The following is a 21236-nucleotide window of genomic DNA, read 5'->3' on the forward strand; positions in this document are numbered from 1 at the left end:
GAAGATGTTGAAGAATATATCCGGTATTACAACCATGAAAGGTTGCATACTACGCTTGGTGATTTAACGCCAATCGACTATGAAAAATTACAAAGTCAGGTGTCCTATTGGGCTTGACCAGAATAGTGACCATGGAAGGGATGAGCGTAATGGAAAATGAGGGACGATAAATAAAGCGAGGGCAAATTGCAGACGAAAAAAAACCAGCTATTTAGGCTGGTTTCTTGCTCTTATCTTTGAATGAAAACTAAAAGCTAAGAAGAGATAATGGTGGAGGAGGACGGATTCGAACCATCGAAGGCGGAGCCGGCAGATTTACAGTCTGATCCCTTTGGCCACTCGGGAACTCCTCCACAAATTGTGTTTGTTCGTAATCAATGTCACTGACCTGACTTTAACCTTTACGCTAAAGTGTGAGCATCTAGAACGTGTTGCTTTTTTAACTGTTGCACTTATTAAAGAAACACTCTAATAAATTAAATAATGGTGGAGGAGGACGGATTCGAACCATCGAAGGCGGAGCCGGCAGATTTACAGTCTGCTCCCTTTGGCCACTCGGGAACTCCTCCACAAATTGTGTTTGTTCGTAATCAATGTCACTGACCTGACTTTAACCTCTACGCTAAAGTGTGAGCATCTAGAACGTGTTGCTTTTTAGCTGTTGCACTTATCAGAGCCAAACTCTAATAAGTTAAATAATGGTGGAGGAGGACGGATTCGAACCATCGAAGGCGGAGCCGGCAGATTTACAGTCTGCTCCCTTTGGCCACTCGGGAACTCCTCCACAAATTGTGTTGTTCGTCATCAATGTCACTGACCTGACTCTAACTTGTAAGTTAAAGTGTGAACATCTAGAACGTGTCACATTTTACTGCGACAGATATTAACTGTGTTGCCCCTATCAGAGATAAACTCTAATAAGTCGAATAATGGTGGAGGAGGACGGATTCGAACCATCGAAGGCGGAGCCGGCAGATTTACAGTCTGCTCCCTTTGGCCACTCGGGAACTCCTCCACAAGTGCGGGCTGATAATAGCAAACTCTTAAAAGCTGTAAAGGTATTTTTTTAAATAATTGATTGAATGCCGAGTTTTCGAACAACCTTTGTATTGATTGGTATTTTATTAAGCAAATCGGCTAAAAAAAACAAATAACCCACAGGTGGAGAGTGAAAAATTCTTACATCATATCTAATGAAATTTACATAGATTGACGATATTGGTTAATTCTGCTGATAGAATGAGAAGTAAGTTATCAAATGGAATTTGTATATGAAACATAAGATCGTTCGATCGGTTAGTCTTGCTGTCTCAATTCTCGCGTCTCTCTCTTGTCTTGCAAGCACCACGCCACCGCAGAAAAAACCAGTACGCCCAGCCACCGATGTTGGCGCTGAAATTGTTTTGGCCCATGATGTGCAACAATCACTGACTTTAGTGGGTAAATTAGAAGGACAACAGTCGGTTGAAATTAAGCCGGAAGTGGCGGGGAAAATCTCACGTATTAACGTTACGTCCAATCAGGTGGTTAAAGCTGGCCAACGTTTAGTTGAAATTGATAAAACCAAAGCCCAAGCAGCGCTTAATGAAGCGAAAGCCTATTTAATTGATGAACGCCGTAAAGAACGCGAATATTCAAAATTAGTCAGTAAAAACGCCATTACCCAGACCGAGCTCGATGCGCAACGTGCCAGTGTCGATATTGCTAAAGCGCGCTTAGACGCCGCCACGGCCGAATTGTCTTATATGCAAATCAAAGCCCCTTTTGCCGGAACTATCGGATTTATTGATTTTAGTAACGGTAAAATGGTGACAGTCGGTGAAGACTTATTCACCTTAGATAACCTGTCTAATATGCGCTTAGATCTGCAAGTACCAGAAAAATACCTGTCTCAAATTTCAATCGGTATGGAGGTTCAAACCACCAGTCGAGCATGGAAGAATGAGCAATTTGCAGGCAAGGTAACGCATATCAATACTCGTGTTAACGCTGCTACTTTAAGCGTGCCAGTGCGGGTTAATATTCCCAACAAAGGCCAAAAATTAAAACCTGGTATGTTGATGTCGGCCACCATCCATTTTCCCACTATTCACAAACCGATTATTCCGGTACAAGCGATGGAGTACGCCGGTACTAAACGCTTTGTTTATATCATTACCACAGGTGCGGCGACTAAAACTGCCAAAGTGATCCGTTCTGAGATCATATTGGGCGATCGAATCGAAGATAAAATTGTGGTCAATTCAGGTTTAAAGGTCGGACAACAAGTGGTGACCAAAGGCTTAGTCAATATGCGTGATGGCATGGCAGTAAAAGTAGTGGAAGAAACCAAGATGATTAAATCGGGCACATTGAAACAACCCGATCTTAATACCAATGAGCTTAAAGCTGACGATGCTAAAATCGACGCGGTTAAAACAGAACAGTCACAAGGAGTGAAATAATGTGGCTATCTGATGTATCGGTTAAGCGCCCAACCGTCGCAATTGTATTAAGTTTATTACTGTGCGTATTTGGTTATGTATCATTTACCAAACTTGCCGTGCGTGAAATGCCGGATATTTCTAATCCTGTGGTGTCAATTTCGACCAGTTATGACGGGGCTTCCGCCAGTATCATGGAAAGCCAAGTCACCACCATTTTAGAAGATCAGTTATCGGGGATCAGTGGCATTGATGATATCAATTCGGTTTCTCGTAATGGCAGCTCTCGTATTCAAGTCACCTTTGATCTTGGCTATGACTTAACTACAGGGGTAAGTGATGTGCGTGATGCTATCGCACGCGCGCAACGTGGATTGCCTGATGAAGCTGATGATCCGATTGTATCAAAAGATAATGGATCCGGTGATGCCGCGATTCATATCAATCTAACTTCAAATCGCATGGATAGGATCCAGCTGACCGATTATATCAACCGAGTATTATTGGACAGGTTTAGTTTGATCTCAGGTGTGAGCTCGATTGATATCAGTGGCGGTTTAGACAAGGTGATGTATGTGAAGCTCGATCCGACTGCAATGGCGGGACTTGGAGTGACGACATCCGATATTTCTGATGCGCTGAATCGAGAAAACGTCGAGAACCCAAGTGGTGAAGTGCGTAATGACACCACCTCAATGACGGTGCGAACCACACGTAACTATCTAACTACCGAGGATTTTAATTATCTCTCTATTCACAAAAGCAGTGATGGCCATCCAATATACTTAAAAGATGTGGCGAAAGTGTATCTAGGCGCCAAAAATGAAAGCTCGATGTACAAGAGCGATGGCGAAGTTGGCGTGAGTATGGGGATTATCACTCAAACCGATGCTAACCCACTGGATGTGGCCAAAAAAGTTCGCACCGAAGTCGATAATATTCAAAAATTCTTACCCAAAGGGACTCATTTAAAAATTGAATATGATGCGACCATTTTTATCGAACGTTCCATTGGTGAAGTGTATAGCACCTTATTTGTGACCGCTGGCTTGGTTATTTTGGTGTTGTATATTTTCTTAGGACAACTTCGCGCCACATTGATCCCCGCGGTTACCGTCCCAGTGTCGTTAATTTCAGCCTTTATGGCGGCGTATTATTTTGGCTTTTCAATCAACCTTATCACCTTGCTGGCCTTGATCTTAGCGATAGGTCTGGTGGTCGATGATGCGATTGTGGTGGTTGAGAATATATTCCATCACCTAGAAAAAGGCGAGCCTCCACTACTTGCCGCTTATAAAGGCACGCGAGAGGTTGGTTTTGCGGTAATGGCGACGACGTTAGTATTGGTGATGGTGTTTCTGCCTATCTCCTTTATGGATGGCATGGTCGGCTTATTGTTTACTGAATTCTCGGTACTCTTGTCGATGGCGGTGCTGTTTTCATCTTTAATTGCATTAACACTTACCCCTGTACTCGGCAGCAAGTTACTGCGCGCCAATGTAAAACCTAATCGCTTTAATACCTGTGTGGAGAAGGGTTTTCAACGGATGGAAAGTGGTTATCGTTCCTTGTTAACCAAAGCAATACGTTGCCGTTGGATGGCTCCAATCGCAATTATTGCCTGTATCGGCGGTAGCGCATTTTTGATGAGCTTAGTGCCATCACAATTAGCGCCACAAGAAGATAAAGGGGTGTTATTTGCGTTTGTAAAAGGTGCAGATGCCACCAGTTTTAACCGCATGAGCTTGAACATGACTGAGGTTGAAAAACGTTTACAACCATTAGTTAGGCAAGGGATCTTAAAATCATTTAGTGTCGATGCACCGGCATTTGGCGGCAGAGCCGGAGATGAAACCGGTTTTGTGATCATGGTACTGGAAGATTGGAATAAACGTGATGTGACGGCGCTGCAAGCATTAGGTATGGTGCGAAAAGCATTATCGGGGATCACCGATGTGCGAGTGTGGCCAATGATGCCTGGCTTTAGAGGGGGCTCGGATAATCCGGTGCAATTTGTATTAAGTGGTTCCGATTATAAAGAGCTGGCGAAATGGGCGGAAACCCTGCAACATCAGGCAGAGCATGACGGCGTGATCACCGGTGTCGATCTTGATTACTCTGAGAAAATACCAGAGTTAGTGGTTAGTGTCGATAAGCAACGCGCCGCCGAGCTGGGGGTTAGCGTGAGTGAAATTGCCGATACATTAGAGGTGATGTTAGGTGGCAGCACCGAAACCACTTACCTTGAGCGCGGCGAAGAATACGATGTGTATTTACGTGGTGATGAAAACAGCTTTAATAACGTCAACGATTTAAGCAAGATTTATCTGCGCACCGATAAAGGCGAACTAGTCACCTTAGATACCGTGACCCATATTGAAGAAATTGCCTCCGCCAACCGTTTGTCGCATAAAAACAAACAAAAATCGGTCACCTTAAGTGCCAACTTAGCGCCTGGCTATACCCTAGGACAAGCCTTAGATTATCTCGATCAACAAGCGATAGATAAACTGCCAAGTGATATTTCGGTTTCTTATTCAGGCGAGTCGAAAGATTTCAAAGAAAACCAATCGAGTATTTTTATCATTTTTGCGCTGGCGTTATTAGTGGCCTATTTGGTGTTGGCGGCGCAATTTGAAAGCTTTATTAATCCGCTGGTGGTGATGTTTACTGTTCCTATGGGGGTGTTCGGCGGCTTCTTAGGGTTGTATTTTATGCATCAAGGGCTGAATATTTACAGTCAAATTGGAATGATCATGTTAATCGGTATGGTGACTAAAAACGGTATTTTGATCGTTGAATTTGCGAATCAATTACGCGACCGTGGAATTGAATTTGAAAAAGCGATTATTGATGCTTCTGCACGTCGTTTACGCCCGATATTAATGACCGCCTTTACCACCATTGCCGGATCCTTACCCTTGGTGTTCTCCACTGGTGCCGGTTATGAAAGCCGAGTAGCAGTAGGCACTGTCGTATTATTTGGAATGAGCTTTGCAACCATAGTGACCTTATTTGTGATCCCGCAAATGTATCGCATTATCTCGATCAAAACCCATTCACCAGGCCATGTTGAAGCCTTGTTAGCGCAAGAATTAAATAAAGACACTAAATCGCGTCCGGGGCATGGTTGAGTGCTTTAAAACGTTAATAAGTAGGGGGCAAAAAACCAGACAAAGCTGAATGACTGTCTGGTTTTTTATTATAGGAAAGAACGGTCTGACAGTTTTTAGAGTTTGGTGATATCTTTTAACACTTGAAAGTAAGGGGTGAGATCGTCAATATTATCTTCTATCCATTGAGGGTTGTAATGGCAATCTAAATAGCGCTCACCGCTGTCGCAGATTAAAGTCACAATTGAGCCGGTTTCTCTGCGACTTTTCATCTCATTGGCGATGTTCAACACCCCATATAAATTGGTGCCGGTCGAAGGGCCAACTTTACGGCCAAGGATAGGTTCAAGCCAATGAATGGTGGCAATACTGGCCGCATCGGGGATGGTGCGCATTTCATCAATCACCCCAGGAATAAAGCTTGGCTCTACTCGTGGGCGACCGATACCTTCAATTTTACTGCCGTTATCTATGGTTAAAGTCAGATCGCCGCTTTTATAATAATCGTGAAATACCGAGTTTTCTGGATCCACCACGCATAACTTGGTCGCGTGTTTTTTATAGCGCAAGAAACGACCAATGGTGGCGGATGTACCACCGGTACCGGGACTCATCACCACCCACGTTGGAATAGGGTGCGGCTCCAAACGCATTTGATCAAAAATACTGTCTGCAATATTGTTGTTACCACGCCAATCGGTAGCACGTTCTGCGTAAGTAAATTGGTCCATATAATGACCGTTTAACTCGGAGGCTAAACGGCGAGACTCAGCATAAATTTGATCAGAACGTTCGACTAAATGTGCTTGCCCACCATAAAATTCAATTTGTTCAATTTTCTTCTTAGCGGTGGTTTTTGGCATAACGGCAATAAAGGGAACGCCTAATAAACGGGCGAAATACGCCTCCGATACCGCCGTGCTGCCCGATGAGGATTCAATAATGGTGGTTTTAGGACCAATCCAACCGTTAGAAAGCGCAAATAAAAACAAAGAACGTGCGAGCCGATGTTTCAGCGAACCCGTTGGATGGGTACTTTCATCTTTTAAATAAATATCTATGCCACTTAGATGCGGAATATCTAGTTTAAACAAATGGGTATCAGCCGAACGCTGTACATCGGCTTCAATTTTGGTGATAGCTTGGTTGATCCATTCTCTATCGACACTCATGAATATCTTCCTTAATAAATGGTCTGATTTTTAATTTTAATCACGAAAACGCATCACACCTTCTTGAACAGCAGTGGCGACTAAATGACCTTGTTGATCGTAAATTTCGCCTCTCACTAAGCCGCGAGTGTTACTGCTGGTTGGGCTATCGATACTATATAGTAACCACTCATCCATTCTAAAGGGACGATGAAACCACATTGAATGATCGATAGTGGCGACTTGAAATTTAGGCGTAAGCAATGATACTCCGTGTGGAAATAACGCTGTCACTAAAAATCCCCAATCAGAAGCGTAGCTCAGTAAATATTGATGAATATCAGGATTATCGGATAGTTTTCCGTTGGCTTTGATCCATAAATATTGTTTTCCCGGTAAGGTGCTCGGTTGCATCGGGTTATTCATGATCACTGGACGAACCTCAATCGGTTTTTCACTGCAAAACGTGCGTTGAATACTTTCCGGTAAATGCTTGAGTAAATCTTTGGCAAGATCGGTTTCGCTTGGCAAGCCTTCAGGTCCTTCGACCTCAGGCATAATGACCTGTTGATGTTCAAGTCCTTCAGTCGGCGCTTGATACGAAGCTGTCAGGTAAAAAATAGGGCGACCGTGTTGGACTGCTTTAACTCGACGAGTGGACAGGCTGCGACCATCTCGCAATGTTTCGACATCGTAAATAATCGGGTGATTAATATCGCCAGGGTGCAAAAAATAACTATGAAAAGAATGCACATAGCGATCTTTTGCAACCGTTTCGGCCGCAGCAGATAACGCCTGCCCAATAACTTGCCCGCCATAAACTTGGGGTAAGCCTAAATTTTCGCATTGGCCACGAAATAGCCCAACATCCAATTGTTCTAATTGATGAAGATTGAGTAATTCTTGTAATTGATTGCTCATCTGTCCTCCGTATTGTATTGTCAAATTATTAGCTTGAGTTGCTTTAAATTACAAGAGTAACCGACATTGAGTTAGCAAAAACTAGATAAGGAAGTGTATGAAAAAGTCAGTAATGTTAGTTTCATCAATAATCTGTGCATCATGGTTGGCGGGTTGCAGTAGCTCACCGACAATCGATACTCAAGAAACACCGGCACAAGCTGCGCAAGTTGGAAAACCTATTATGCTAGAAAGTATTGTTGGTACGGTTGCTTATCGTGAGCGTTTATCCTTGCCTGAAACAGCGGTTCTAACGGTGACACTGGAAGATGTCTCCATCGCAGATAAAAAAGCCGATATTATTGCCACCGAATCGATGATTACTGGTGGAAAGCAAGTGCCATTTAACTTTAAACTCGATTTTGATAACAACAAAATTTTGCAAAATCATACTTATGTGGTTCGAGCTAAAATCGCCCTTAATGGTAAATTACGCTTTACCACCGACACCGCCTACCGCGTGATCACCGATAGCAATCAAACCCAATCAGTACAATTAATGCTGGTTGGCGTTAAATAAAACTTCCTCGTTGGATGTTACTCTGGTCGCCATAAATACAGTTTAAGTTTTACCTTTCCTTCGAAGCTCACTTGCACACCATCATTGAGTAAGTGGGCTTTTTGCCTGTCTAAATCTGAGCCTTTTAATGATATTCGCCCTTGGCTATTAACTACCCTAAACCAAGGTAATGTACTGTCAGCGGGAAGGTTGGCCAATAATTTACCCACATGGCGAGCATAGCCTGGAAAACCGGCCATTTTGGCTACGCTACCGTAAGTTGTCACTTTCCCTTTAGGGATCTGATTTAACACAAAATAGACTTGTTGTTCGAATGGTGCCACCGCTTATTTACCTTCGATGATTAATGTTTGATTGGCTTAGTGTGTCATACCCTATATTATATAAACACATGATGGCTATTTTGGCATTTTATTTTGGGAGTTAGGTTTGTTTCGATACTTATGCTTATTTTTTGTTTTTATCAGTTTTCAAAGCATAAGTGCTGTTGCTCCAGAGTCTGTCACCAACAGTCTTCAACATCAAATGACTCAACCCGTAACCGGCTTTGTTGCGTAATTCAAATTTAGAGGTGACAACACTAGAATGGTATTATTTCAATCAATTCGGTAAGTTTTAGGCATACCTAGCCCTGTTAGTTTATTTAAAGCTTTGATCATTGCGTAAGCTTCCCCAACTTGGGCATTATAATTTCTTAAGCTGAGTGTTCCGCCCAATAGCTTTTTCACTCGATGCATTTCGATGGTTTAGTGGGGAGTAAACGATCTGATCGTCAGTTTCACATTTAGTTCCATCGAATTACGCAACAAAGCCTATGTCCATACTCCAGACATGCAGAAAAAACTGCGAACCTCAATCGAAAGCTACCAATTTGAAATTCGTCAACAAGCATTAAGAAAAGCAGTAACAGAAGCCGTAACAGAAGCTGGAATTGACCGAAATACGCCGATCAAAGTGAAGTTTGAAAATTTAATTCAATTTTCACAATATGCCAAAGACGGCAGTGTGTATGGTATCTCGGCCGATATTCTAAATAAGGCCTGTAACATCCTAGATCTTCAATGCGACATCATCAGTCATGCTAACGAAGCTTGGGATGATATGTATGCCGATTTACGCAATAAAAAAATTGATATTCTTGGGCCAGTAACCTTTACTGCAAGTCGAAAAAAAGCGATGTATTTTAGCCAAGAATACTTTTTACCAGAAGCAATTGCAGTAAAGCGTGAAGGTTATAAAGAAGGAACATATAAAAATGTCTCTGAAATGATAGTCGAAAGAATAAGCGTAATAAAAGGCGATTATTACGATCATCTTTTAACCGACATGTTACCGCAAAAGAAACTCTATCGATTACGATCTCGTGATGAACAAATTAAATCATTACTGGCTGGAAAAACAGATTACGCCATACTCAATAAGCAAAACTTCAATAAAATGCAACAAGGCAATGACGCAATGCTACCCATTGTTGAAGACGCTTTGATTGGCAGTTTCCATCGCTCAGAATTAGGCTTTGCTTTTGTCAAAACTGAAAAAGGCAAAAAACTGGCCGATTTATTTACTTTGGTGATTAATTTGGTTGATACTACGCCGATCATCAATAAATACGATGTTCAACCAGATTGGCGTGCAATGACGCAAAAAGAACAAAAATCGAATCAAGTGTTTTGTGGATTTTGATCTTTAATACGGTCTTTTTATCTTCCGTGATTTGGTATGTCCACCGCCAATCAACTACCGATAACTTAACCAAACTAAAAAATCGGCGCGCTTTATATCAAAAATACTCTCGCGGAATACCAGCTAACAAAACAGTGGTTTATCTCGATGTGAATAAATTTAAACACATTAATGATACGTATGGCCACCAAGTTGGCGATGAGGTACTAAAGCAACTTTCACAACGGATATTGACTCACTGGCGGGCTCATTCATTTCGTTTAGGGGGGGATGAATTCGTATTGATTGGCATGGTGACCGAGGCTGAATTGCAAACATTACTGGAACCGATACTTGCGTTTGATTTTTTATCGGAAAGTGGTGAGCATTTTGTACAAGTAAACGCTTCACTTGGGTTTTCGATGCCGCGAGCAATAAATTTACCTATTGATGAAGTACTGCATTTAGCAGATGTGGAAATGTATAAAAACAAACAGAATCAAGCGTGATTTAATTTGAATACATGAGAGAGTAGAGGGATTGTTGAAAAGTTGTGCAAACAGTTTATTGAAGCAAAATTCGACTTGCATTGCCCTACGCTATCCGACATAATCACCGCACTCTTTAGGAAGAAAGAAATTTCAACCTTTAGAGGATAGAATCAATGGAGGTCCTGGTCCTCCCGCAATACTAGTTCGTGAACTTGGTCAGAGCCGGAAGGCAGCAGCCACAGCGGATGACGTGTGTGCCGGGATGTGGCTGGGGCTTCCACCTATTTTGATGTTATGAAATATAAGTCGTTGCACACATCGCTATTTTTTATCCCTTCTGTGACAATCAATCTCTATTCTTTGTAAAATTCAATAACAAATTTTCAAAATACAATCTAATACTATTAGAATAGCTCATTATTGAGTTTTTCCATCTATTAATTTTTTACGTACTTTAATACGTACTTGAAGAAGTGGAAGTAATAAGGATATTTCAATGAAGTTCAATCATTTGGGTATACCAACAATCGAACGTTTCGATGGTGAAATAGATTTGCCTCATTTGAAAATGACAGTTTCTGACCATGAAAATAATCCGTATGGTATTCAGTGGCAGCGTTTTTGGACTGATGCTCCATACCCTGAATTGGTAAAAACAGTGCCTCACGCAGCTTTTGAAGTTGATGATTTAATGGCTGAAATTAAAGGTAAGAAAGTCATTATTGAACCTAATTCACCAAGTGAAGGCTTAATTGTTGCTTTCATCGAGGTAAATGGTGCGCCAGTTGAATTGATGGAATATACCAAATCATTGGTTAAATGATGCTTTTCAAGTCAGCTTGATAGAAGCAAAGCTGTGGTTGACTAAAACTTCTCATTCATTGCACTAAAGCATGCCAGTAGCATGTCTTTTTGTTCGGTTGATAACTCTGCCGAGATCCGCTGGGTGAGGGCGAGGTGTAAATCATTATGCTCATTGTACAGGGTATAACCGAGTGGGGTGAGCCCGACCACAATGGAGCGTCGATCGGTCTGGTGTGGGTGGCGTTCAATAATGTTGGCGGCAACCAGTTTATCGACTTGCACGGTTAATGTGCCGGTGGTGATGCCAAGTTTATCTGACAACGCTTTCATTCTCATTGTTCCGTGTGCACCTAACACTTCCACGGTATGGATCTGCGCTAGGGTAAACGATTTTCCTCTGACAATATCGTGCTCCCATGCTGAGAGCTTGTCATAAAATTCAATTATTTGATGATTAAGCGTTGCCATTTTTGTTGTCATGTCACACCTGTCTGTATACCGCTATTTAAGTTTTAGAATTCACCTCAATGGTAAGGTGATCGATTTTATCGAATTTTTGTAATAATTGTCGGTAATATTCAGATGATTTATCACTTTTTGATTGAATGGTCATCATTGCGGCGTAATGGTCGCTGCTGATTTTCCAAACATGCAAATCGTGCATGCTATTTTGCTCATCATCACCTTTCACAGTTTGCACTATGTCGGCTAAGTAACGCTTTTCGATACTGCCATCAAGTAATATGGGGCTGGTTTGTTTGAGTAAGCCGAGCGACCAACGAGTAATGATCACTGCTCCTACAATTCCCATCATGGCAGTAAAATGATGTCAGGTGACTGCTGCGATGCTTCTTGTGTCACGGGCTATGCCTTTATTCCAACCGCTTTTTCTAGTTATCTTGTGAATATTCAATTCATCAAAATAGCGGCTTACACTCCTCAATATTCTTCTTTACACCCTAAATCTCTCTACCGCCCTCCAATAGCTTAATTTTCCAATAGATTTCAGTCTTTGAAGTCTCTGCCAATTATGGATTTGCTTGAAAGTCAGCATTTACGATTTGGCGACTAACACCTTATTGGCTTGAGCATGGTCGTTGATCGGCTTTTTGCTTGCCACATTGTTTGTGTTTTTATGGAAAACCGATATGAACTTCAAATCAGGCGTATTTATTACGCTGTTTGCAATGTTTAGTTCCCCGCTATGGGCAAAAACTGATTTGCAGACAAAAAACCAGTTAACTTCTTTGATCGAGCAAGCCTTAGCTGTGGATGTAACTCGCGATCAAATTTATTCGCAATCTCAAGCAATACGAGACAACGGCACGGTGAGTGCAACTATGGCCGATCCTAAACTTAAGTTAGGAGTGGGCGGCCTTCCTACTGATACCTTCGATTTTGACCAAGATTCAATGACTAATATGTAGGTGGGATTAATGCAATAATTTGGTCGAGGCAACACGCTTGATTTACAAAAAAAGATGGCGAACCAACAAGCTGATGGCGCTGAAATTCAAATTCAAACTCGTGAACTAGAGGTCGCCAATACCATGACCCAATTATGGGCAGAGTTGGTGTATCAGCAGCGAGCTAAACGGATATTGCTTGAAAATAAGACTTTGGTGAAAGAGCTGGTTCGCTTTATGGATACCAACTATTCAATGGGGCGCAGTGAATCGCAAGATGTCCTACAAGCGCGGATCCAATTGTCGCGATTAGAAGACCAGCTGCAAACCAATACGCAAATGCAAGCTCGGATCAAAGCTCAATTATCGGAATGGCTCGGTGAGCAATGGTTAAGTCGACAGAGAAATAAACCCGCCGATAATCAATTTGATTGGGAGCGCTTAGAGTCATTACTGGCTCAAAAATCGAAAAATGAAACCCGTTTTTACGATCTACTGGTTACTCACCCAAACGTGAGATTTGCCGACGCCAATATCAAATCCACCCAAGTTCAAGTCGAAATTGCCGATGAATCCTATTCGCCAAAGTTTGGGGTTGAGGTGCTGTATGCCCATCGTGAAGCCAATGGTATGGGGGGACAACCTGCGCCTGATTTGGTCAGTGCTTATCTTACGATGGATATTCCGTTATTCACCGACAAACGCCAATATGACGTTAGATTCACTGCCAGGGCAATCTTGGCAAGGAAAAGTCGATTATGTCTATCCTATTTTAGATCCAAAAAACCGAACATTACGGGTGCGTTTGAAGTTTAAAAATAGTGAACGTAACTTAAAACCTAATATGTTTGCCAATATTACCTTACAGCCACAGACCAAAGAGCAAGTGCTTATTATTCCTAGAGAATCGGTGATCCGATCGGGGAAAATGACCCGAGTCGTTTTATCTGAAGGTGGCGGTAAATTTCGTTCTGCTCGTATCGAAGTCGGACGAGAAGCTGCGCAACAAGTGGAAGTGTTATCAGGATTATCAGAGCAGGATAGAGTTGTCACTTCGGCCCAATTTATGTTGGATTCTGAATCAAGCCAAAATGCCGATTTAAGCCGTATCAATGGTATTGAAAATAATAATGAAACAGCATAGGCGAAAGGGGAGATCACCGAAATCATGCGTGATCATAAAATGCTGACCTTAAATCATCAAGCGGTTAAACAGTGGAACTGGCCAGGTATGATAATGAATTTTATGCTGGCGGATAACGTGGATATTAGCCAATTTCAAAAAGGGGACAATATTGAGTTTGAAATGCAAAAACAAGCCGATGACAGCTATTTAATCATTGATGTGAAACAAGGCTCACCGATGGCCAAACAAGTATGGATGACAGGAAGCATTACATCATTACTGGCCGATTTTGGCATGGTTACCATTCAATACCAACCGGTGAAAGAATGGGACTGGAAAGCAGGAGAAATGAACTTTACCGCGCAAGATTCAGTCGATTTACATCTATTTAAAGAGGGGCAATCGGTTCGGTTTCTAGTGAAAAAAAATGGCGATGATGTACTGTTGTCACAAATGCAAGACAGCAAAAAATCCGAAAAACAAGCGGTGAAAATGCCGTCTAATAGCGCATCGAAAGAGAATGAAACCAGCACACATAAAGGAGGTCACTAATGATCCCCATTATAATTCGTTGGTCTATTAATAATCGATTTCTTGTCCTGGTGGCAGCCATCATGCTGACTTTAGCGGGTCTATACAGCGTGAAGCAAACGCCAGTTGATGCGTTGCCAGATTTATCCGATGTGCAGGTGATCATTAAAACCAGTTATCCAGGACAAGCGCCGCAAGTGGTGGAAGATCAAGTGACTTATCCTTTGAGCACGGCGATGCTTGCCGTTCCTGGCGCTATAACGGTTCGTGGTTATTCTTTCTTTGGTGATTCATACGTGTATATCATTTTTAACGATGATACCGACATGTACTGGGCACGTTCACGGGTGTTGGAGTATTGAAGTCAAGTTGCGCCTAAGTTACCACCACAAGCAAAACCCACGCTAGGCCCTGATGCGATAGGTGTCGGTTGGGTGTATAGCTATGTATTCTTTATTTATAAAATTAAAATCTTGGGATGAACGTGCATTATTAGATGGCGATAATTCTTCTTTTGGGATTTCTCAACGGATTAATGCCCGTGCGGTAAAAGAGATCCCTGATGCGATTGTATTTGCATTAGGTCCACCTGCTGTACCTGGTATGGGGGCGGCTTCTGGCTTTGAGTTTATATTAGAAGATACGCTAGGACGCAATCGAACAGAGCTTGCTCAGTTAATGAATGATTTAATTCAAGAGGCGAACAAGCAACCAGAAATTGCCCATACATTTAGTACTTTTAGGGCAAATGTACCTCATTATTATTTGGATATTGACCGTGAAAAAGCGAAGCAATTAGGGATTTCGTTAACAGATATTTTTACCACGTTACAAGGCAACTTAGGGTCAATCTATGTCAATAACTTTAGTATGCTGGGTAAAAACTTCCAAGTAACAATGCAGGCTGACAGTGAATACCGCTCTTCTATGGATGATTTGGAACGTTTCTTTGTGCGTAGTCAGAATGGTTCAATGATCCCATTAAGTACATTGGTATCTTATGAGCAAGTTTTTGAGCCTGATGTGGCGTGGCGTTATAACATGTATCGCTCTGCGACTATTCAGGGGCAACCAGCACCAGGTTATTCCAGTGGCGATGCTATTGTTGCAATGGAACGAGTGGCAGCAGAAGTATTACCTCAAGGTTATCAATACGAATGGACAGGAATGGCATACCAAGAAATTTTAGCCGGTAACCAAGCTATTTTTGCTTTCGCATTAGCATTGATTTTTATCTATCTATTTATGGTTGCACAATATGAGAGTTGGCTTATTCCAATTTCAATCATATTAATTGTACCAGTTGCGACTTTAGGTTCTTTTATTGCGTTGAATTTAATGGGGATCCCCCTCAATTTATATGCTCAAATAGGTTTGGTTTTATTGATAGCCTTAGCCGCGAAAAATGCAATATTGATCGTGGAGTTTGCAAAAAATGAACGTGAACAAAACGAATTGTCTGTTGATGATGCGGCGATTAAAGGTGGTATATTGCGTTTTCGTGCCGTTAATATGACATCGTGGTCTTTTATATTAGGGATTTTCCCATTGGTGTTTGCAAGTGGCGCAGGGCATATTAGTCAAAACTCCCTTGGTATTTCACTTGTGGGAGGGCTTTTGTGTGTGCTTTTAGCTGGTACTTTATTGATTCCTGGCCTATACGCTATGATTCAAAAGTACCGTGAGAATTTTCATGGTGGAAGTACCAAATTAGAAGATTTAGAAGACTAACCCCTATTAAAGTAAGTAGTGAAGCCATACTTAAAGCCTAACGATAGTGTTCAACTAACGTTAGGCTTTTTTAATACCCATTCATTTTGACAATTAGAATGTAACCTTAATGTTTCTTAACGCTAAACAATAAAGCCGGTAATACCGTTAAGCTATACAACAATAAAAAGCCTATTGCGATGGTGAGTAAAAACCCAATACTGAACATGCCACGGTGATCGGCAAGTAATAACGAGCCGAAGGTCACTATGGTAGTAAGAGAGCTTAAAATCGCCGCTTTAGGTGTGGAGGATTGATAAAACTCTTTCACCGATCCCACCGAGCGAAAACGTTCAACAATATGAATGCCGTTATCGACCCCTAGCCCAAAAATAAGCGGGATCACGATAATATTGGCCATATTGAGTGAATAACCACTCCAATGCGCGACCGCCATTGTCGACAAGGTGGTGAGCAGTAATGGAATAAAGCTTAGCACCACGTCATGCTTATGCTTTAAGGCAAACAACAAGACTAATGCTATCAAGCCTAATGAATAACAGGTGGCTTGTATGAAGGCGGTGGTAATTATCTTACCGACTTGTTGCTCTGCTACTGGGCGACCGGTGGCATTTGGGGCAATTTTTTGTACCGCAGCAATAAATTGGTCGAGCTGTTTAACATCACGCATATTGCCCGATGGGTAGGCGACCACTAACGCATAGTCTTGGTTGTAATAACGTTGCGCCAGTGCTTGAGGAATATCCTTGATTGTCGGTTGCGGCGCTTGCATCATCTGCTGCATGTTTTGTTGCATGGAAGATAAAGGCAATAAAGCATAACGCGAAATGCTGCGATAGAGATCTTGTGGCGGGGTATTTTTCAGCCATTTTAGGGTACTAGGGTGAACACCTTGTGTGTGTTCAAGCTTGCTAATGAGTGGCTCTAGCTGAATAGTATGGGCGGCAGCCGCGGGTGGTTGTTGAAGCGTTTTGGCTAATGTCATCATTCTGCTTTGACGATCTTGCGGCAAAAATGAATTAATCGATAAAGCATTACTCACTTCGGGTAGATGTGACAATTTTTGTTGCCATTGTTTTGCTTGCGCGGGCGATGAGGCCAACATCATCATTTGGTAGCTTGAGGTTAACCCTTGCTGTTGAATTTCTTCTAAGGTTTGTACCGATTCTGAATGCGGCGATTTAAGCACTAAGGTCGAAAAATCAAAGCGCATTTGACTGGCACCAATTCCGGTGACAATTAACAATCCAATCGCGATCCCGATGACCAATTTATGGTGTTTTACCAACCAATATTCACCATCTTGTTGCACTTGTTTTTTAGCTTGTGGCTGGTATTTAGGATAACCGAACAAGAAGAAAAACACCGGTATCACAGTAAACGTGGCTAATAATCCCATTAACATACCGGCAGCGGAAATGATGCCTAATTCAGCCAGCCCAGTATAGGCGGTAGGGTAGAATCCTAAAAAGCCAATTGCTGAAGTTAATGCGCATAAACTCAGTGGGACAAATGTGCCTCTAACCGACGCTTTTAAACAGTCGGTATTATTGTCATGCTTGCCTTGTTCTTCCCGTATTCGTAAACAAAAATGAATCGAAAAATCGACCCCAAGGCCAATAAACATCACTAAGAAGACAATTGAAATGGTGTTATACGAACCGACTAACCATAAACCAACCGCTAACGTCCAAATAAGCCCAACAATTACCGCGATATAACTGGCCACAATAATGCGAACCGAGCGGATGCCAAACCCTAAGATAATGATAAGTCCGATCAATGACATAGCGCCGGCCAGTTTTACACTGTGATTAGCGTCTTTTATTTCATCAAAATCTAATGCCGTTTGTCCGGTTAAGCGAACTTTTACGTTTGGCAAATTGGCGTATTTATTGATCAGTTGATGAGCGGTTTCCATAATTATACGGTTAGGCTCTTTTTGATCGCGTTGTGGGATCGCGTTAACGCTGATGATCTGATAATTGGTGGTTTTACTTTGCGGGAATAATAAAGAGAGCCAATTAACCGATTGATTGGCAGATGTCTTATTTGGGGTTTCAGTTTGGTTAGCATGATCAATATCGGCGACTTGGTTGAGAGCGCTAATTAAGAGTTTGGCACTTTTCTCATCTTTAGTTTCAATCGCTTGGTTTAATTGCGCCAATAATTGCATTGCAGGCGCGGCTGGATTGCTGCTGCTTTGATTTTTGCTGGTGCTTTGACTCATCGCAGCGGTTTGAAGCCGTGGCAATAGCGCGCTTAAGTTGTGATTAAAATCGTTAAATTCTTGTTTGGATAAAAACCACAACGCTTGCTGTTTTAACCAAGGCAAGGTAGAGGGAGAGAACACATCTTTAAATAAAGGGGTGCGCGAGAAATCTTGGGTTAAATGTTCGGTCACTTGTTGGATTTTTTGACGATCATCGCCAGAAATGACCACCACCAATGAACTTTCAGAATCGCCAAATTGTTGTGACGTTTTATTAAGGTTATCTTTCCACGCGGCATCTTGCTCCACTAAATGGTTTAGATCTGAATCGATATTAAAGTGAGCTTGGCTATACACCACCCCAAAATAACTGCTTACACACAGGCACAATAGGCACAAAACATACGGCCAAGACGGGGTGGAAGATTGAGTGGATTTTGCATTACGAGAAAAGAAAGAAAACATAACAAGCTTATCGATTCGTTAGATGATCAGGCCAACAGTATATTCTTTAAGGTATTTTGTGAAAAAGATTAAAATCAATGATAGCCGGAAAAACTGTCCATTTTTTGTTTTTTTAAGCCCGCGACGACGTCAGTGATAAGCTGAGATTGGCGCTGTCCAGCTTTATAAAACTCATGTCATTTGGCTAGATTATTAAATTAAATAGCCCATACAAAATTATAATCAGAAGCTCACGATTGATTCATATCAAGTAACAAAATATGAATAAGAGTCACCTGTGCAACAATTCAATTTATCCAGTCTTTATTCAGGACAGTTTTTATTTACACTGTCTTTATTCAATATGAGCAGGAAACTTCAATATGAATCGTAAATGGTTACTCCCTATTCTAGTTTTATCGGGAGGAGCATTATTGTGGCTCGACAAAACATTAGGTTTGAAATGGGCATTAATGGGTGTAGTCGGTTTTGCCTTTGGTTTTACACTGTCATTTAGTCGTTTTGGTATCGTATTTGGTTGGCGTGAAATGCTGACAAAGCGTAATAGTTATTATGTGCGTGTTCATTTGCTCACCATTGCGATTGAGATTTTTTTGTTTACCGCTTTTCTCTCTTTTAGTCATGCCTTGTTTGGCGATCCTATGGTCGGCAATGTAATGGCGATTGGCGTGCCTTTCATTGTGGCGGCTTTTGTTTTTGGTATCGGCATGCAACTTGCGGGAGTGTGCGCCACTGGCACAGTGTATTCTTGTGGTGAAGGGAAGCCACGTTTTTGGTTAGTGTTGATTTTTTATTGTATTGGTACCGTGATCAGTAATCAATTTAGACCGGTATTAGATGCAAATTTTACCAGTCACGCGATATTGTCGAAAGATATAACGGGTAATCTTTGGAGTGGGATGGCGCTTAATTTACTGTTATTAGCAGTATTATTTGTGTTATTTCGCAAAAGTGAATGTAAACGTACAGGTGAGATCAAACCTATTTTTAGTGGCGGTAATTTATTCTGGCGGGAGGGGCGTTTCACGGTCTTAACCGGCGGTATCATTATTGCGTTTCTTAACTCTAGTGTATTGGCACTGCATGGTTCGGCGTGGACTATTACCGACGCCGCTTATGAAATGGGCATACATGGCGGCTCGTTATTCGGTTTGTTTAAAGGGAACCCGAGCCTAGATCATTCTTTGTTTTTTAACCCAATGGTTGGCATGTTTTGGTTAGGGGTTTTAGGCGCGGCATTCGCACGTTGCATCAATAATACTAGCATCGCGGCACCACTTCGTTTTGATCACAGTATGGCATCGATTATTGGCGGATTACTGATGGGAATGGCAGCGATGTACAGTGCTTGTAATCTCGGTGGATTTTTTGATGGTATTGCTTCTGGTAGTTTGCATGGCTGGGTTTGGATGTTGATGGCATTGGCTGGCAGTGTGATCGGTATTCGTCTACGGCCATTGTTTGGGTTGCATGGTTAATTTAAATCAGTAAAAGTTTATTTTATGTGAATAATAAATGGCAGTTCTTAGGATTCTTTGTTAATGTTATTACGCGTTATTGAATAATAACGTAATAATATAGGGAGTTTATAATGAAAACAGTTTCTAAATTTGCTTTTGCTGCGATTGCTGTGGGTGTGTTGGCCGGCTGTTCATCAAATGATGAAATGATGGCACAACAAAAACAAACGACTGAACAAATCCAAACTCTAACCAATGAATTACAAACTCAAAAAGAAATGTCAGCTAAGAACGCAGAGGCCGTTTCTCAGTTGCAAGCAAACAATGAAGCGATGCAACAAAAAGCAGAGCAAATGATGAAGGTTTATACCGTCAAAGAAAACGACACGCTTATGTCTATCTCTCGAGATCATGACATGTCACTAGAAGATCTAATGGCATTAAACTCTGACATTGATAAATCGAAAAAACTCTTAATTGGTACAACCGTTAATATTAAATAACGATGGTTTGTTAATAAGAGAAATCGACAAAATCAAGATTGAACCATAAGTAAGAAAGCTGCCGTTTGGTGGCTTTTTTTATGTCTACTATTTGTGAACTTTAACCGTTTATTGCTATTCAAGTTCAATTGATTGCGCTAGTATTTAACGGGGGTTTGCGCCCATTTCAGCGAAAAGTCCAATGTGAGCCTACAGCCCTTTATTTATAAGGTCTGTAGGGAATAGCTTATTTTCTAATATCCTTCTTAGGCCACCAGTTCGACCATGCTCTCTTCTCTCCAAGGCTCTAAGTTCTCAAGCAGTTTCTCTAGAACAATATTGTCTTTTTGAATAGTAATATGCCAGTAGCTCTAATCTAAGCGCACCCATTTGGAGAAGAAATAGGTGCATTTATTTCGAGAGATTTTCCTTGGAACCACTTTCGCCATCCTGTAGTTTGTCTTGATACATGCCCAAGTTGTTCAGTCAAAGCAACCAGAGCGCCATGAGGCAAGAATTTTAATTCCCAAGCTAACATTAATAAACTTTGTACGGTTTCTAAAAGTGCACTATATTCTGGTCAAGCCCAATAGGACACCTGACTTTGTAATTTTTCATAGTCGATTGGCGTTAAATCACCAAGCGTAGTATGCAACCTTTCATGGTTGTAATACCGGATATATTCTTCAACATCTTCTT

Annotated in this window: 19 protein-coding genes, 4 tRNA genes, 1 other RNA gene and 5 pseudogenes; 17 read left to right on the top strand and 12 right to left on the bottom strand. The window is 41.6% G+C overall.

The genetic code is table 11. The features are described 5' to 3' along the window. Positions 1–117 (top strand): IS3 family transposase (locus HC723_RS13760; RefSeq protein WP_190338159.1); only part of this gene is annotated, 117 nt, incomplete at its 5' end. Between the two features lie 151 nt (positions 118–268). Here the strand turns inward: HC723_RS13760 and HC723_RS13765 are convergent. The 4 genes from HC723_RS13765 to HC723_RS13780 form a co-directional block, all read right to left on the bottom strand. Beyond that, a tRNA-Tyr gene (locus HC723_RS13765) sits at positions 269–353 on the bottom strand. Between the two features lie 131 nt (positions 354–484). Further along, positions 485–569, bottom strand: a tRNA-Tyr gene (locus tag HC723_RS13770). Positions 570–699: 130 nt separating this feature from the next. Next, a tRNA-Tyr gene (locus HC723_RS13775) sits at positions 700–784 on the bottom strand. Between the two features lie 146 nt (positions 785–930). Then, positions 931–1015, bottom strand: a tRNA-Tyr gene (locus tag HC723_RS13780). 256 nt (positions 1016–1271) lie between these two features. Here HC723_RS13780 and HC723_RS13785 point away from each other — a divergent pair. Then, complete coding sequence (locus tag HC723_RS13785; RefSeq protein ID WP_190339493.1) at positions 1272–2444, top strand: efflux RND transporter periplasmic adaptor subunit; 1173 nt, start codon at positions 1272–1274, stop codon at positions 2442–2444. Next, positions 2444–5557, top strand: coding sequence for a multidrug efflux RND transporter permease subunit (locus tag HC723_RS13790; protein WP_190339494.1), 3114 nt, complete (start codon positions 2444–2446; stop codon positions 5555–5557). Before HC723_RS13785 ends, HC723_RS13790 begins: the two co-directional genes overlap by 1 nt. Positions 5558–5652: 95 nt before the next feature. On the opposite strand, the gene HC723_RS13795 is transcribed toward HC723_RS13790, so the two are convergent. Beyond that, positions 5653–6708: a PLP-dependent cysteine synthase family protein gene (locus tag HC723_RS13795; protein WP_190339495.1), complete on the bottom strand. Its 1056-nt coding sequence runs from the start codon at positions 6706–6708 to the stop codon at positions 5653–5655. A gap of 36 nt (positions 6709–6744) precedes the next feature. Then, positions 6745–7608 carry an acyl-CoA thioesterase II gene (tesB, locus tag HC723_RS13800; RefSeq protein ID WP_153446815.1) on the bottom strand — a complete coding sequence of 288 codons (864 nt, stop codon included), beginning with the start codon at positions 7606–7608 and terminating at the stop codon, positions 6745–6747. Positions 7609–7705: 97 nt separating this feature from the next. Here tesB and HC723_RS13805 point away from each other — a divergent pair, with 97 nt between their 5' ends. Next, positions 7706–8167 (top strand): YbaY family lipoprotein, encoded by a 462-nt coding sequence (locus HC723_RS13805; protein ID WP_153446817.1) that lies wholly within the window; start codon positions 7706–7708, stop codon positions 8165–8167. A gap of 17 nt (positions 8168–8184) precedes the next feature. Here HC723_RS13805 and HC723_RS13810 read toward each other — a convergent pair whose 3' ends face one another. Both HC723_RS13810 and HC723_RS13815 read right to left on the bottom strand, forming a co-directional pair. Next, on the bottom strand, positions 8185–8490 hold the full coding sequence (locus HC723_RS13810) for an MGMT family protein (RefSeq protein ID WP_190339496.1): 306 nt from the start codon (positions 8488–8490) through the stop codon (positions 8185–8187). Between the two features lie 273 nt (positions 8491–8763). Beyond that, positions 8764–8904, bottom strand: a pseudogene (locus tag HC723_RS13815) (IS5/IS1182 family transposase); the annotation flags it as partial. Between the two features lie 94 nt (positions 8905–8998). Between HC723_RS13815 and HC723_RS13820 the strand changes: the two are divergent. The 4 genes from HC723_RS13820 (at position 8999) to HC723_RS13835 (ending at position 11143) form a co-directional block, all read left to right on the top strand. Further along, the gene (locus tag HC723_RS13820; protein WP_190339497.1) at positions 8999–9850 is read left to right on the top strand and encodes a substrate-binding periplasmic protein; all 852 of its coding nucleotides are present in this window, start codon (positions 8999–9001) and stop codon (positions 9848–9850) included. Then, a complete protein-coding gene (locus tag HC723_RS13825; protein WP_190339498.1) occupies positions 9838–10338 on the top strand; it encodes a GGDEF domain-containing protein in 501 nt (166 codons plus the stop codon). The genes HC723_RS13820 and HC723_RS13825 overlap by 13 nt, the downstream gene beginning before the upstream one ends. A gap of 162 nt (positions 10339–10500) precedes the next feature. Further along, positions 10501–10597, top strand: an RNA gene (gene ffs, locus HC723_RS13830) — signal recognition particle sRNA small type. Positions 10598–10816: 219 nt separating this feature from the next. Beyond that, positions 10817–11143, top strand: a complete 327-nt coding sequence (locus HC723_RS13835) for a hypothetical protein (protein WP_190339499.1) — start codon at positions 10817–10819, stop codon at positions 11141–11143. A 41-nt stretch (positions 11144–11184) separates the two neighbouring features. On the opposite strand, the gene HC723_RS13840 is transcribed toward HC723_RS13835, so the two are convergent. Both HC723_RS13840 and HC723_RS13845 read right to left on the bottom strand, forming a co-directional pair. Further along, positions 11185–11604, bottom strand: coding sequence for a MarR family winged helix-turn-helix transcriptional regulator (locus HC723_RS13840; protein WP_190339500.1), 420 nt, complete (start codon positions 11602–11604; stop codon positions 11185–11187). A 25-nt stretch (positions 11605–11629) separates the two neighbouring features. Next, positions 11630–11917 (bottom strand): hypothetical protein, encoded by a 288-nt coding sequence (locus HC723_RS13845; RefSeq protein ID WP_190339501.1) that lies wholly within the window; start codon positions 11915–11917, stop codon positions 11630–11632. Between the two features lie 30 nt (positions 11918–11947). Between HC723_RS13845 and HC723_RS13850 the strand changes: the two genes are divergently transcribed. The 7 genes and pseudogenes from HC723_RS13850 to HC723_RS13870 form a co-directional block, all read left to right on the top strand. Continuing rightward, positions 11948–12115, top strand: coding sequence for a hypothetical protein (locus HC723_RS13850; RefSeq protein WP_190339502.1), 168 nt, complete (start codon positions 11948–11950; stop codon positions 12113–12115). A gap of 157 nt (positions 12116–12272) precedes the next feature. After that, positions 12273–12551, top strand: coding sequence for a hypothetical protein (locus tag HC723_RS13855; RefSeq protein ID WP_190339503.1), 279 nt, complete (start codon positions 12273–12275; stop codon positions 12549–12551). 39 nt (positions 12552–12590) lie between these two features. Beyond that, positions 12591–12899 (top strand): annotated as a pseudogene (locus tag HC723_RS17915) (TolC family protein); the annotation flags it as partial. A 144-nt stretch (positions 12900–13043) separates the two neighbouring features. After that, positions 13044–13346 (top strand): TolC family protein, encoded by a 303-nt coding sequence (locus HC723_RS17920; protein ID WP_446751406.1) that lies wholly within the window; start codon positions 13044–13046, stop codon positions 13344–13346. Continuing rightward, positions 13228–14208, top strand: a pseudogene (locus HC723_RS13860) (copper-binding protein); the annotation flags it as partial. The gene HC723_RS17920 and the pseudogene HC723_RS13860, both read left to right, overlap by 119 nt. Next, positions 14208–14636: pseudogene (locus HC723_RS13865) on the top strand (efflux RND transporter permease subunit); the annotation flags it as partial. The pseudogenes HC723_RS13860 and HC723_RS13865, both read left to right, overlap by 1 nt. A gap of 1 nt (position 14637) precedes the next feature. Then, positions 14638–15918, top strand: a pseudogene (locus HC723_RS13870) (efflux RND transporter permease subunit); the annotation flags it as partial. Between the two features lie 106 nt (positions 15919–16024). On the opposite strand, the gene HC723_RS13875 reads toward HC723_RS13870, so the two are convergent. Continuing rightward, entirely contained in the window at positions 16025–18595 is a 2571-nt protein-coding gene (locus HC723_RS13875) for an MMPL family transporter (RefSeq protein ID WP_190339504.1), read from the bottom strand. A gap of 362 nt (positions 18596–18957) precedes the next feature. Between HC723_RS13875 and HC723_RS13880 the strand changes: the two genes are divergently transcribed. Together HC723_RS13880 and HC723_RS13885 are read left to right on the top strand one after the other, a co-directional pair. Next, positions 18958–20073, top strand: a complete 1116-nt coding sequence (locus tag HC723_RS13880; RefSeq protein WP_190339505.1) for a YeeE/YedE thiosulfate transporter family protein — start codon at positions 18958–18960, stop codon at positions 20071–20073. A gap of 113 nt (positions 20074–20186) precedes the next feature. After that, on the top strand, positions 20187–20558 hold the full coding sequence (locus HC723_RS13885) for a LysM peptidoglycan-binding domain-containing protein (protein WP_153446867.1): 372 nt from the start codon (positions 20187–20189) through the stop codon (positions 20556–20558). A 559-nt stretch (positions 20559–21117) separates the two neighbouring features. Here HC723_RS13885 and HC723_RS13890 read toward each other — a convergent pair. Next, positions 21118–21236: IS3 family transposase (locus HC723_RS13890; protein WP_190338159.1), on the bottom strand; the 119-nt coding region annotated here is incomplete at its 5' end.

The sequence above is a fragment of the Vibrio sp. S11_S32 genome (assembly GCF_014694465.1).
Lineage (GTDB): Bacteria > Pseudomonadota > Gammaproteobacteria > Enterobacterales > Vibrionaceae > Vibrio > Vibrio algicola.